This window comes from Novosphingobium malaysiense, assembly GCF_000802225.1.
GTDB lineage: Bacteria > Pseudomonadota > Alphaproteobacteria > Sphingomonadales > Sphingomonadaceae > Novosphingobium > Novosphingobium malaysiense.
The window spans coordinates 48,596-61,406 of record NZ_JTDI01000008.1 but is presented as its reverse complement, the minus strand read 5'-3'; the positions used below and the strand labels follow the sequence as shown (position 1 = coordinate 61,406).

9 protein-coding genes are annotated in these 12,811 nt (G+C 63.0%); 4 read left to right on the top strand and 5 right to left on the bottom strand.

Going from position 1 to position 12,811, the window contains the following annotated elements; genetic code table 11:
- The first annotated feature begins 12 nt into the window (after positions 1-12).
- The 4 genes from LK12_RS21930 to LK12_RS21915 are packed head-to-tail and all read left to right on the top strand — an operon-like array spanning position 13 to position 4,597.
- Positions 13-1,332 (top strand): DUF1254 domain-containing protein, encoded by a 1,320-nt coding sequence (locus tag LK12_RS21930; RefSeq protein ID WP_039289858.1) that lies wholly within the window; start codon positions 13-15, stop codon positions 1,330-1,332.
- Positions 1,333-1,385: 53 nt separating this feature from the next.
- The gene (locus LK12_RS21925; protein WP_156135581.1) at positions 1,386-2,546 is read left to right on the top strand and encodes a sulfotransferase; all 1,161 of its coding nucleotides are present in this window, start codon (positions 1,386-1,388) and stop codon (positions 2,544-2,546) included.
- A gap of 40 nt (positions 2,547-2,586) precedes the next feature.
- Positions 2,587-3,345 (top strand): SDR family NAD(P)-dependent oxidoreductase, encoded by a 759-nt coding sequence (locus LK12_RS21920; protein WP_039289855.1) that lies wholly within the window; start codon positions 2,587-2,589, stop codon positions 3,343-3,345.
- A 10-nt stretch (positions 3,346-3,355) separates the two neighbouring features.
- Entirely contained in the window at positions 3,356-4,597 is a 1,242-nt protein-coding gene (locus LK12_RS21915; protein ID WP_039289852.1) for a hypothetical protein, read from the top strand.
- A 10-nt stretch (positions 4,598-4,607) separates the two neighbouring features.
- Here LK12_RS21915 and LK12_RS21910 read toward each other — a convergent pair whose 3' ends face one another.
- The 5 genes from LK12_RS21910 to car all read right to left on the bottom strand — a co-directional run bounded on the left by LK12_RS21910 (position 4,608) and on the right by car (position 12,700).
- Positions 4,608-5,687, bottom strand: a complete 1,080-nt coding sequence (locus tag LK12_RS21910) for a phosphotransferase (protein WP_039289850.1) — start codon at positions 5,685-5,687, stop codon at positions 4,608-4,610.
- Positions 5,684-6,853, bottom strand: coding sequence for an acyl-CoA dehydrogenase family protein (locus LK12_RS21905; protein WP_039289847.1), 1,170 nt, complete (start codon positions 6,851-6,853; stop codon positions 5,684-5,686). The genes LK12_RS21910 and LK12_RS21905 overlap by 4 nt, the downstream gene beginning before the upstream one ends.
- Before the next feature lie 45 nt (positions 6,854-6,898).
- Positions 6,899-8,092 (bottom strand): cytochrome P450, encoded by a 1,194-nt coding sequence (locus LK12_RS21900; protein ID WP_039289844.1) that lies wholly within the window; start codon positions 8,090-8,092, stop codon positions 6,899-6,901.
- Between the two features lie 35 nt (positions 8,093-8,127).
- Complete coding sequence (locus LK12_RS21895; protein ID WP_039289841.1) at positions 8,128-9,126, bottom strand: alpha/beta fold hydrolase; 999 nt, start codon at positions 9,124-9,126, stop codon at positions 8,128-8,130.
- A gap of 157 nt (positions 9,127-9,283) precedes the next feature.
- Positions 9,284-12,700, bottom strand: coding sequence for a carboxylic acid reductase (gene car / locus LK12_RS21890; RefSeq protein ID WP_052223688.1), 3,417 nt, complete (start codon positions 12,698-12,700; stop codon positions 9,284-9,286).
- Positions 12,701-12,811 lie beyond the last annotated feature (111 nt).

Genomic DNA, 12,811 nt, shown 5'->3' with positions numbered 1-12,811 from the left:
GAACCGAAAACCATGGCAGAACTGACCCCGGCAGAGGCCCGCGAGATCGCGAAGGAAGCCTTCATCTATGCCTATTCGATCGTGCACGGATATCGTGCCCTGCATTGGCTGGGCGTGCGCAAGGGGGGCTTCAACAAGCTGGAGCACTACCGGCACATCATCGAGCCAACGGACGACCTGAACAAGGAAGTCCAGATCAATCTCGATACGCTCTACACGCTGGTTCCCTTCGATACCCGCCGCGAACCTCTGGTCTTCACGGTGCCCGCCTTCCCCGACCGCTATTTCAGCGTGCAGTTCTCCGACCTTTATATGCACAACTATGCATGGCTCGGCACGCGTACCAGCGGGCAGGGCGGCGGCACGTACCTGCTGGCCGGGCCGCACTGGCAAGGCGAGACGCCCCCAGGAATCGATGCGGTCATCCCGTGCGAAACCGACATTTCCTATTTCGTGATCCGCATCCTGTGCCGGGGCAAGGTGGACGAGCCGGCCGTCAACGCGATCCAGGATCGCTTCAAGCTGCAGCCGCTATCGGAATTTCTCGGCACCGAGGCGCCGCCGCCTGCGCCGGACCCGGAGTGGAAGTGGCCGTCGAAGACGATGTTCAAGAGCGTCGATATCTACGACTACTTCGCTTTCCTGCTGAAATTCTTCGAACTGCGCGAGGATGAGCAGCCGCTGTTTGACCGTTTCGCCAGGATTGGCATCGTGCCGGGTCAGCCTTTCGATCCCGACGCTTTCGGCCCCGAGATCCGCAAGGTTCTGGAACAAACCGCGGCGGAGACTTTCCAGCAGTTGATGGTCGATGCCCGTGCGCCGGGAACCTTGAAGAACGGCTGGTTCGTCGTGCCGCGCATCCGGGGCGACCGGAACCTGCTCTCCGGCAGTCCCGAGGCCTATTACAAGCGCGCGGTGCAGGCGGCCTTCGGCATCTATGGCGTCGATCTCGAGGAATGCGTCTACTTCCCGTCGGAGCACGACGAGAACGGGGACAAGGTCGATCCTTCGAAGGGCGATTATGTCGTGACCCTGCCCGCGCAGATGCCGGTGGAGGGCTTCTGGTCGATCACGGTTTACGAGGCGAAGAACCAGTTTCTCGTCCCTAACGAGCTCGGGCGTTACGCGCTGGGTGACCGCAGCAACCTGATTGTCGATGAAGACGGCAAGGTCCGTATCCACCTGCAGCATCGCCCACCCGTTCCCGAGCGGATGGCGAACTGGCTGCCTTGCCCTGAAGAGCCGCTGCTCGTGGTTCTGCGCATGTACATCCCGGCGCAGGACGTCATCGAGGCGAAGTGGATACCCGAGCCCATCCGCAAGGTGCGCTGAGCCGTCAGCACCGCCGCAAGAAAAACAACGAAGGCGGCAAAGTGGGAGAGAAGATGGCAAGGGATCTGCTTGAATCGGCTTCGATCATCCAGTCCGCCGAGATTGCATCCGGGACCCACGGACTGGTGGACGAAGGGCTGCGTTCGCGTGTTGAAAGCCTGATCCGGGCGCTCGATGCGGGCGACGCCGCGCCAGAGCGGCAGATCGCCACGCGTCGGCAGATTGTCAGGCTGCTCGCCCGCCGCCTGTCGATCGAAGCCGATGTCCGGCGCCATCCCGAAATCCTTGAGGAGGACATCGTGGGGCCCGTCTGCGTGATCGGGTTTCCCCGCACCGGCACCTCGATCCAGCATGCGCTGCTCGCGGCCGATCCGGCGCACCGCGCGATCGAGGCATGGCGGGTCCATGAACCTTCGCCGCCGCCGGGGGGCGCGGCCCCGGCGCCCGCGCGCAAGGCGGCGGCGGACCGGGTGGTGCAGCACTTTTGCGATCAATGCCCCGGTATCATGCCGCTCCATCCCTATTGGGATGCGCTGGGCAGCACTCTGATCGAGGATGAGGAGATCTTGACCCTCGACTTTCAGGACAATTACCCCGTCGCGCTCTGCGATGCGCCCACGCTGGCGATCCGCGAGGGAGGGGGAGACCGGCGCGATGCCTATGTCTGGCTGAAGCGCTTCTTGCAGCATCAGCAATGGCAGGCGCCGCGACGGCGCTGGGTGCTCAAGGGCGTGGAACACCAGCGCCATCTGGATGACCTGTTCGCCGTGTTTCCCGACGCGCGCTGCCTCTTCCCGCACCGAGAGCCCGAAGCGTTCCTGCCGTCGAATCTCGCGATCGCGGCGGTAGTCTATGATGGCATAACCCTGGGCGGCCTGCCGCGTCCGGTATTGGCGCAAGGCTATCTGGCCGATTTCCGGCAACGCATCGATACGCTCCTGGCCGATCCGGCAATGGACGATCCGCGCGTGACGCACATGGCGTTTTCCGCGTTCATGGCCGATCCGGTGGCGGCCTTGCGCGAATGCTACGCGGACTGGGGGCTGGACTGGAGCGAGGCAGCGGAAGCGGCGATGCGCGGCTGGCTCGCTGATCCGGCTAATTCTGGCGATCGCTATGGTCGGCACAGCTACACGTTCGAACCGTTCGCGGTCGACTGGGCCAGCCTGTCCGCCGATTTCGACGCCTATCGCGCCCGCTTCCTGGGCGGATGATAGGTACATGATGCAATTTCCATAAGCTGGGAGAGACACAATGGGCAAACTGAAAGGCAAGGTCGCGATCATTACGGGTGGCGGGCAGGGCGTTGGCCTGGGCATCGCGCAGGCATTCGCGGACCAGGGCGCGTCGCTGGTTCTCACCGGACGCAGCCGCGACAAGCTGGAGCGCGTCGTTCCCGATCTTGAGGCGCGGGGAGGCAAAGTCGCAGTCAACGCAGCCGATGTCCGTTCGCGCGAGGACGCCTTCGCCACGGTGAAGCTTGCGGTTGATACGTTCGGCGGGCTCGACGTGCTGGTGAACAACGCCCAGATTTCGCACCAGGGCGTGGCGCTTGAGGACAACACCGTCGAAGTGCTGGACGAGTCCGTGCAGTCGGGGCTCTACGGCTCGATCTGGCACATGCAGGCCGCCTTGCCGCACTTCAAGGCGCGTGGAGCTGGCAGCGTGATCAACATGGCCTCCTATCAGGGGACGCATGGCGCGGCCTATTTCACCGCCTATGCCGCGACCAAGGAAGCCATCCGGGGGCTCACCCGCGCGGCGGCGCGCGAATGGGGGCCGTACGGCATCCGGATCAACAACATCAATCCGTCCGCGATCACCGAGGCTGCCGAGCGCTGGCTGGAAGATTTCCCCGAGCAGGCGGCGGAAAACCTCAAGACCGTCGCGCTGGGCCGCTGGGGGAACGCTTACGAGGACATCGGCCCCGTTGCGGTCTTCCTTGCCAGCGAGGACAGCGCCTACATGACCGGCCAGACGCTCGCCGTCGAGGGCGGCATGATGATGCTCTGAGGCGCGCACCATGTCCAACCCCCTTGCCAATCCGGACCAGTTCGCCGCCGAGGCGGATGTTCGCGCGATCCTTGCAAGCGATGCGATCGAGGCCGCCGTTGCCATAGTCGGCAATCGCTTTCGTCTGGCCTATGGCACCGATGTGCTGGACGGGGCCGAACCGCACTTCGAGGCGGCGATGCGCGAGTTCGTCACCAACTATGCCTTCAAGGCTGCGGCCAGCGAAAGTGCGCATCCCCGCTTCGTGCGCGATTTCATGCCGGCTTATGACTGGCATGGCACGCACGTTCCCGGCGCCCGAATGGGGGGCGACAATCCCGACAACTGCTATCGCCTCGCGGGGATCGCGCATGGCGGCCACTACCGCGTGACGGCGCGGCCGGTCGGGCCCGTACCGGCGAACACCAGCTTCACACTGGTGGGCAACTTCGGCACGTCAGACACGATCCAGACCATCGAGACCGCGCAGATCGTATGCGAGGCGGACGGGTCGTTTGTGCTCACCATCGACGGTACGCCCGCTGATGGTCGGGACAACCACCTGACCACGGCACCGCGCGCAAAGTTCCTGTTCGTGCGCGAATCCTTCGAGAATTGGGCGACCGAAACGTCGTACGACCTGTCCATCGATCGTCTCGATCCGGTGGATGCCGCGCCGCTGACGCGTGCGGAGATGGCGGAGCGCGCGGCCTTTCGCGCGGTCGAGGATGTGCCGCTCTACTACTGGTTCCACCGCCTGTTCAGCGGATTGGAGCGGAACACGATCCGCCTGCCGTCACCTGCGGGAAGCGTCGGCGGGCTGGTCACGCAGGCGGGCGTGCAGGGCTGGTTTACGCTGGCTGATGACGAAGTCGTGCTGGTGCGGGCGAACACGGCCGGGGCGGCCTATGTCGCGTTCCAGTGCACGGACTGGTGGTTCCGCTCGATCGATGCCCACGAACGAAGCTCGAGCCTGACCCGGCAGCAATGCCAGCCCGATCCCGACGGGACGCTCAGCGCCGTTATCGCGCCTCGCGATCCCGGCGTGGTGAACTGGCTGGATACCGGGGGCCTTGCTACCAGCCTGTTCCTGGCGCGCTGGCAAGGGCTGCCGTCAACGCCGGTCGATGGCGGGCCTACGATTACCGCACGGCTGTTGAACCGCCGCGATCTGCCGCAGGACTTTCTGGCACGGCAGGCGATCGACGACGCCGGGCGTGCTGCCTTGCTGGCTGAACGAAAGTCTGCTTGGTCGAGACGCATAGAGATCTAAATTATTGGCGTCAGCGTGCGCCGGCGCGCTGTGCTTGCTTCCAGGCAAGGGCGATGAGCTCGGGGAGGGCGGCAACCCTTTCGCGTGCGCGGCTGTTGGTGGCAGTACCCCGGATAACCCGGCCCTTGACACCATGAAAGATGGCCGCGAGCCGAAAGAAGTTGAATGCGACATAATAGTCGTAACCCGGCATCGAAGCTCGGCCCGTTCGCTCGCAGTAACGGGCCAGGTATTCGTCCTCGGTGGGGATGCCCATTTGGATAATGTCGGTGCCGAGGAGTCCCGCGACGATATGAGGAGGCATGCGGTACATCATAGCATGGTAGGCGAAATCCGCCCCCGGATGGCCGAGCGTCGAGAGTTCCCAGTCAAGCACGGCGAGGACACGTGGTTCGTTCGGATGGAAGATCAGGTTGTCGATGCGGAAATCACCATGGATCACACTTGTTTCGTCATCATCGGCGGGAAGGTTGGTTTCGAGCCATTCGATCAGCCGATCCATCGTATTGTCCCGGCCGGCTTCCTCGTCTTCGCGGTATTGGCTCGACCAGCGCGCTATCTGGCGTCCGAAGTAGTTGCCGGGGCGACCATAGTCACCCAGTCCGGCAGACCGGTAGTCGATGCTGTGGAGCTGTGCGATCGTGGCATTCATCGCATCGAAGAGTGCGGCTCGTTCGCTGTTGTCGGCATCGGAAATTGCCGCATCCCAGAAGATACGGCCCTCAACCATGTCCATGACATAGAATGGCGTGCCGATCACATCGGCATCCTCGCACAGCCCGTGAACATGAGCGACGGGGAAACCCTGGCCATCAAGCGCGGTCAGCACTTTCGCCTCACGTTCAACAGCATGCGCGCCTTTAAGAAGCTGCCCCGGCGGCTTGCGCCGCATGACATAGGCCTTGGCTGGCGTCACCAGCTTGTATGTCGGGTTGGAAAGGCCGCCTTTGAACTGCTCGACCTCAATCGGGCCGACAAACCCTTGAACATTTGCGCCCATCCAGGCCGCGAGGGCCGCTTCGTCAAATTCGAGCCCTGTGCGGACTGGGGTGGTACCACTGTTCGAAGCTGCGTCCGCCGCCCCGCTCACGGCTTAATCCGTTTGAGCGTTTGGCGTTTGATCTTCTTGGCGAGCGACCATTTGTGAACTTCCGTCGGGCCGTCGTAGATGCGGAAGGCGCGCACCTCGCGGAAGATCTGTTCGACCACCGTATCGCCGGTGACGCCGGTTCCCCCCATGACCTGCACGCAATTGTCGGCGATCTTCATTAGCGCTTCGGAAACCGAAACCTTGGCCATGGAACTTTCTGCAGTACCGAGGCTTCCTGTGTCGAGCACGCTCGCGGCCCAATCGATCATCAATTCACTTTGTTTGATCAGGATGCGGTTTTCCGCGAGCATAAAGCCGACGCCTTCGTGATCGATGAGCGACTTGCCAAATGCTTCGCGGCGGCACGCATATTCGCTGGCGATTTCCTGCGCGCGGATGCAGCTGCCAAGCCAGCGCATGCAGTGCGACAGACGCGCGGGGGACAGGCGAACTTGCGCATAGGAGAAACCTTCGCCGGCGTGCCCGAGCATTTGGCTTGCAGGAAGGCGCAAGTTTTCGATGGCCAGTTCTGCATGACCACCAGGCATCGAACTGTCGATGGTGTCGGGAACATCCGTTATGGAAATCGCGTCATTGGGCAGATCGAGCAGGAACATGCATGCGCCTTCTGCGGCCTTGGCCATGACAATCCCGACCTTTGCGCCTTTGTATCCGGTAATGAAGCGCTTGCGGCCATTGATGATCCAGTGATTGCCGTCCTGTTTGCAGGTTGTCTTCATCATCATCGGATCCGAACCGGCGCCGTTTATGTCGGCTGGTTCGGTCATCAGGAATGCCGAGCGCGCTTCTCCGCTGACCAGCGGGGCGAGGAAGCGCTGCTTTTGGTCCTTCGATGCGACATGGCCGAGCAGGTACATGTTACCTTCGTCAGGAGCCATGGTGTTGCACGCCAGAGGTCCCAGCGGAGAGAGGCCGGAGCGGATCAGAACGATCGCCGTTTCGCGCTGAGAGAGGTGGGTTCCGTCATCAAGGATGTGCGGAGTCAGGACACCGGCTTCCCGTGCTTTGGCCCGCATTTCATGCACGAGCGCATCATCCGGACCATGGCCATCGCCTTTTGTGCGCGGGTCCTTCTCGTATGGAATTACGGTTTCGCGGACAAAGGCTTCTACTTTGTCCGCGATAGACGTTGCGCGGTGCGTCATGCGTTGTCCTGTCTGGTTGAACTGGTAGTTGAAAGTCTGCTCCCATCAATCCCAGGCGGCGGGAAAGTGCCTGACGATCCAGAAGTTGATCGCCTCGTAGTGGGTGATGGGCCCGGCCAGCCGCAGCTTTGGCAACCGCTCGATGAAGATGCGCAGGACGATGCCGGCCTCCATGCGCGCTGTCCATGCGCCGGGGCAGAAGTGTGCGCCTGCGCCGAAGGCCAGGTGTGGATTGCGTTTCCGGTCGAGCCGGAAGGTTTCCGGATCCTCGAAGTGGGCGGGGTCGCGGTTGGCGCTGAGGATCGAATAGAGCACGCGCTCTTCGGCTGGTATCGTCTCGCCTGCCATTGAAACCGGGCATCGCGTGCCACGGAACATGCCCAGTGTCGGCGGCGTGATGCGCAGCGCTTCCTCGATCGCGGTATCGACGAGTTCGGGATCCGCCTTGACGCGGTCCCACAGTTCCGGCTGCTCCAGCAAATGGCTCAGCGTGTTGAGCATCAGCGCGCCCGTGGTGTCCACTCCGCCGATGAAGAAGCCACGAACTGTACGGCACAGTTCGTTGGTGGTGAGATACCTGCCGCGATAGAGCGTCGTCATCAGGACCGACGTGAGGCTGTCGTCGATAACCGATCCGACGTGGTCGCGGGTGGGGGCCTCGATTCCGGCGTCGCGCAGCTGCTGGCGCTTGCGTTCGAACTGTTCCTCGAAGAACGCATTCATTTCGCCGATGATGCGGACCTGTTCTTCCGGGTCACGGATCATCGCGTCGAGGAAGGCGTCGGTCCACCGGCGGTAGCGATCGACCGCGTCTTCCGGAAAGCCCAGCGCGCGCGCGGTGACCTTGGCCGGAACCGGCTTGGCGAACAGCTCCTGCAGGTCGCCGGAGCCCCTTGCGACGAAGCTGTCGATCACTTCATGGGCGATCCGCTCGCAGTCCGCAGCCCAGCGCTTGACCCCGGCGGGCGACATGTAGGCAGTGTAGATGCGGCGGAAATCGTCGAAATGGGGCGGGTCCTGGTTGAGCGCGACCCCCCGTTCCATGCGGACGAGCTGACTACCCCATTCCTTGGTGAAATGCGCGTTGTCTTCCAGCACCTGTTTCACATTGTCGTATCCGGCTACGGAATAGAACTGGCCATCGGCCGACCGGGCGACCGGGCACTCCTCGCGCAGCCGGTTGTGGAAGGCGGCCCGGTTGGTCAGGGCCTCGGGCGAATTGGGATCGACAGTGATCATTCTTGCTCTTCCGTTCGGGGGCAGGCGTCCGGGTGTCAGGCCGTTTCGCGCCGGGCCAGCATGTCCGACCAATCGGCCACGCGCTGCCAGAGCAGGCGGCGAGTGGGCGCGAAGTTGTGCATGTGGGCCATGCGCTTGACGACGAACACAGAGATGTCGTCACTGTTGATGAAAGCGGTGGGCTCGCGCCGCACGTCGGGCATCACGTCCCGCTCGCCGCCCGCGACGAGGACCGGAACTTTCACCCGCGCGGCATCGGGCGTGAGGAAGGCAGGCGACATCATCGCCACGGCATAGGCGGGCGTGGTAGCGCTGCCGAACTTCGGCGGGTTCTCGCGCAAGGGATAGCCGCCTTCCATGTCTGCGGCCACGACACCGGGTTCTTCCTCTGGCCAATGGAAGGGATAGAGGAAGTCGGGGATCTTCTCGGATGTGAACTGGACCGATAGCTCGTCGAGAGGGGTCGTCCGCGTGAAGTAGAAGATCGAGCGCTGGACTTCGAACAGCTCGAATGTCGGCTGCGGCAGAGTGGTGTGCAGCGCGCTCTTGCCCAGCACGGCGATCGCATCGAAAGTTGCGTTGCGGCTCTGCATGATGATGGTCACGCCGCCGCCCATCGATTGCCCGATGCCCACGACAAACGGATTGGCGAGGGCCGGAAGCTCTTCGCTCAAGGTGCCCGCCTTCAGCCTGCCCAGGACTTCGCTCACGAACATGTGGTTTGAATCCGCGGCCTGCTCGATTGTCAGTGCGTTCTGCAGATCCAGGCTGCTCTCCCCGACGCCGAGATGGTCCATGCTCACGAACACCGTGCCCCGGGCCGTGTGGTATTCGGCTTCCGAATAACCTTCGTGCCCCTCGATCTGCATGTTGTAATAATGCTGGCTATAGCCGCCGCCAGGCGCGGCGAAGATGACGAGAGGCCGTTCACCCGGCTCGAAGCCGTCCGGGAAATAGACAGTGCCCGCGATTTCCTGAGGGCTGGCCGCGCCGATGGACGTGGCGACATCGATGCGGACGGACTGTTGTTTCATCATATTCTCCTGACCGGGGCGATTTGCAGGCTCGCGTTCGGCGCAAGGCAGCACGGCATAAGTGCTGTTTGCGCTTTATCGAGCTCTCTTCGCCAGAACCTGCGGTGATCTATCGCAATGATGATCGCCCCGGGTTCGGGTGGGTTGACTGTGCGGTTCAGGAGGTGAGCAGGCCGGTGGCCTTCAGGTCCTCCAGATACCGAGCAATCAATGCCGGCGTGAGATGAGGGATCGCGCCGTCTCCGTTCACTTGCGATTCGGCAACCGCCTGGCGGAAGTTAGGTGCCTGATCGCGGAAGTCGGGGATCGCCGGGGACGGGTGCTTGTACGCGTCCATCAACGGCAGGATCGAGGCTTGCCGCTGCTTTTCAGGCAGGGCGCGCAGGGCCGTCCCGAAACGCGTGACCCATTCGTCGTAGTCCGCGATCCGTTCGATCGGAATGCCCGCTTCACCGATCCAGTCGACGAAAGTGTCGGTCGAGATCCCGTCATCGTGCGGGTTGATCGTGTGGAAGGTATGGAACCCCGCGCGGTTGTCTTCGGCAATGGTCACGATGGCGCGGGCCAGGAAATCGACCGGCAGGCCTTCGTAATGGGCCCGCGCGGAATCGCCCGAATAGAAGCTGGCGGGGGCCAGCCGGGTCAGCGCCAGGCTCAGCAGCAGGCGAGTGAAGATATCGGGCACATTGAGCTGACCGGAGAACTCGCCGGGTGCCATGATCATGTTCGAACGGTAGACCGAAACGGGTAGGCCATATTGCTCATTGGCTCTGGCCAGCAGCACTTCTGCGGCCCATTTGGACGACCCATAGCCGTCGGCGTAGGCGTCGCTTACATGCCATTCGGGAATGGCGCTGTCGATGTAGCCGTTTTCATCCGCGCGATGACCATCGTTGTATGTCGTGGCGATGGTAGAGACATGGGCGAAGCGCTTCTTGCGCGTGGTGAGAGCCAGCGCGATCAGTTCGGCCGTGCCTGCTGTGTTGGCTCCGAACAGCTGGCGGTAGGGCAGCTTGTGGTTCACGAAGGCGCCAGGGTGAGCAATGAGGTCCACCTGGTCGCACAGCGCCTGCCAGCATGTCGCGGTGAGACCCAGCCGGGGTGCGGCAAGATCGCCTGCGAAGACGGCCAGCCGGCCTTCGCCCAGCCGGGCCACTTCCGCCGCCAGTGCGCCATCACCGCCTTCAAAGCCTGCCAGGACGCGGCGGCGGGCATCGTCGTCATCGGCACCGCGCGCCACGCAGACCACCTTGCCCTTGCCGTTGCGCTCCAGCCGACGCAGCCATTCCAGGCACATGAAACGGCCTAGGAAGCCGGTGACACCGGTGAGAAGCACCACCTCTGGTTCAGCGTCGGGCGGCGCGGGCAGGCCGGTGGCGGCGCCAAGGATCTCGGCGTCTATGAACTTGTCGAGCGTCAGGTCGGCCGCCTTGAGCACGGTGAGGTCCGCGCCATGAACGGCCACGGCGTCGCGTCGCTTCGCACCGCCGCCCAGCTTCTCCTCGATTTCCGCGGCAAGCAGCCCGTACGTGCCCGAGGGATGGAGGATCGCGCTGACTTCGACGGGCAGTTCGTAGATGTCCTCCAAAAGCAGCGAGAGGGACAGTGCTGAAAGCGAATCCCCACCCGACGACGCGAAGGAGCCTGTCTCGGAAAGGGCAACGGTCTTGCCGCCCAGTACGGCGCCGGCCGCCCGGCACACGGTTTCGAGAACTGGGAAGGTGCGGCCGGTTCTGCGCAATTCCTGCAGCTCGCGGTCCTGACTGCGAGCGATTTCTTCATAGAGCGCTTCGAGCTGCTCTCCGTATCGCGCCTTGAAGGCGGGGCGCATGTACTTGCCGACGCCCGCAAGCAGGCCGTTTTCGGGAGAGAACGGCTCATGCTCTATAATCAGGTCGCGCGGGACTTCGTAGGAATGGCGTTCGTTGGCCCTGGCGATGCGTTCCAGAGCCTGGAGCATGCGGGCCTTGATTTCCTCATCACCGATTCCCTCGGGCAGGGCATCCATGTTGGGCACGGCCACGCCGAGCAGGAAAGCCCGCGTCGAATTGCCATAGAGATAGATCTGGCGGATCACCGGATCACCGCCCGCATAGAGCGATTCCAGCAACGCGACCGGTACGAATTCGCCCTGCGACAGCTTCATCACGTTGTTGGTGCGGTCGAGGTAGACGAGGTGGTCGGGTTCGATCTCGGCCATAATGTCGCCGGTATGGTAGAACCCCTCGTCGTCGAAGGCCTTTGCCGTGAGGTCCGGACGCGCGAAGTACCCGGCGAACATCGCATCGCTCTTGAGGATGAGCTCGCCGCGCGGATGGGGCGTATCGGTAGTGAAATAGCCGAGCTCGGGCACGTCGATCAGGCGGTATTCGAGCACGGGCGGGCGCATCACCCGGTCGTTGAAGGTGATCGAGCCGCCTGCTTCGGTGCAGCCGTACCCTTCCATCAGTGTGAGACCGGTCATCTTCTCGATGAAGTCGCGAAGTTCCGGCGAAGTAGGTGCGGCCCCGGTGACGATGTCGGTCATCCGCCCCCCGAGAACGTCTTCGCGGAACCGCGCCATTGCGGCATCCTCGTCGCGTGCGATCTCGTCGGCGTAGTCGGCATGGAAACGCTGGAACAGCATTTCCGATATGCGCGGGACGAGAGCCATGGTCGTCGGGCGGACCATCTTCATGTCGCTCAGCAGCGTCGACAGGTCGCTCTTGGCGGTAAAGTAGGACGTGCCGCCGCTGGCGAGGGCCATGGCGATGAAGGACATCCCGAAGGAGTGGTTGAGCGGCTGATAGTGCAGGACGATCGGGGCATGGTCGCGGGCTATCGAATAGCCCAGCTTCACCAGCTTCTGCGTGTACATAACGCCCTTTGGTGTGCCGGTGCTGCCCGAGGTGTAATAGATCAGAGCCAAGGGGTCCTCGCCCGGCGCCGGAACGAAGGGATCGAGCGGCGGCAGCTTTTCGCCGCGTGCGATCACTTCGGAAAACGGCAGGATCAGGCAGCCGGGCTTTTCCGCGTCTAGGCGTTGCTGGGCGGCGGCGATCGCGGCCCGGGCATCTTCGTCGAGGCCATCGTGGTCGAAGATAAGGATTGCGCGCGTTTTTTCGCTTGCGATGGCGAGCGTGGTGATCGCTTCGAGATGTTCGAGCGATGCGGCGAGGCAGGGCGCTGCCAGTTCCCTGACCAGCCCGGTCAGTGCTTCCATGCTGGCGGAGGTCTGCAGCGGCGCGATAACGCCACCGCAGAGGCCCAGCGCGAGATTGAGGGTGACGAAGTCGACGTTGGCAAAGGCCATGATCCCGATCGGGTCGCCGGCTTTCAGACCCAGATCGGGGTCTTTGGCGAGCGCCGTCGCCACGGAGCGGACGCGCCTTGCCAGGTCCTTGTAGGTCATGACTTCGAAGGTATCGCTCAACACGCCTGAACGCGTGGGGCGCCAGGCTAATGCATCGCGCCCGGCATAGGAATCGAGCGCTTTCTCGATCATCGCGCTAAGGCACGTGTCCGGCCGGCGGACGAAGGCAACCACATCGGGATCGCTCGGCATGACTCCGCTCTCGGCATCCATGACTTCCATGGCTTCTCCCCTCATTTGAAATTCGTTGTCGGAGGGGGAGAGTGTGTGCCGTGCATGGGGCAGTTGCAACATTGAACCGACGATTTTTGCAGGCCAACATGTTTGTGCAAG

Coding starts and splice junctions, on each gene's coding strand:
- LK12_RS21930 (WP_039289858.1), top strand. CDS start 13: ATGGCAGAACTGACCCCGGCAGAGGCCCGCGAGATCGCGAAGGAAGCC.
- LK12_RS21925 (WP_156135581.1), top strand. CDS start 1,386: ATGGCAAGGGATCTGCTTGAATCGGCTTCGATCATCCAGTCCGCCGAG.
- LK12_RS21920 (WP_039289855.1), top strand. CDS start 2,587: ATGGGCAAACTGAAAGGCAAGGTCGCGATCATTACGGGTGGCGGGCAG.
- LK12_RS21915 (WP_039289852.1), top strand. CDS start 3,356: ATGTCCAACCCCCTTGCCAATCCGGACCAGTTCGCCGCCGAGGCGGAT.
- LK12_RS21905 (WP_039289847.1), bottom strand. CDS start 6,853: ATGACGCACCGCGCAACGTCTATCGCGGACAAAGTAGAAGCCTTTGTC.
- LK12_RS21900 (WP_039289844.1), bottom strand. CDS start 8,092: ATGATCACTGTCGATCCCAATTCGCCCGAGGCCCTGACCAACCGGGCC.
- LK12_RS21895 (WP_039289841.1), bottom strand. CDS start 9,126: ATGAAACAACAGTCCGTCCGCATCGATGTCGCCACGTCCATCGGCGCG.
- car (WP_052223688.1), bottom strand. CDS start 12,700: ATGGAAGTCATGGATGCCGAGAGCGGAGTCATGCCGAGCGATCCCGAT.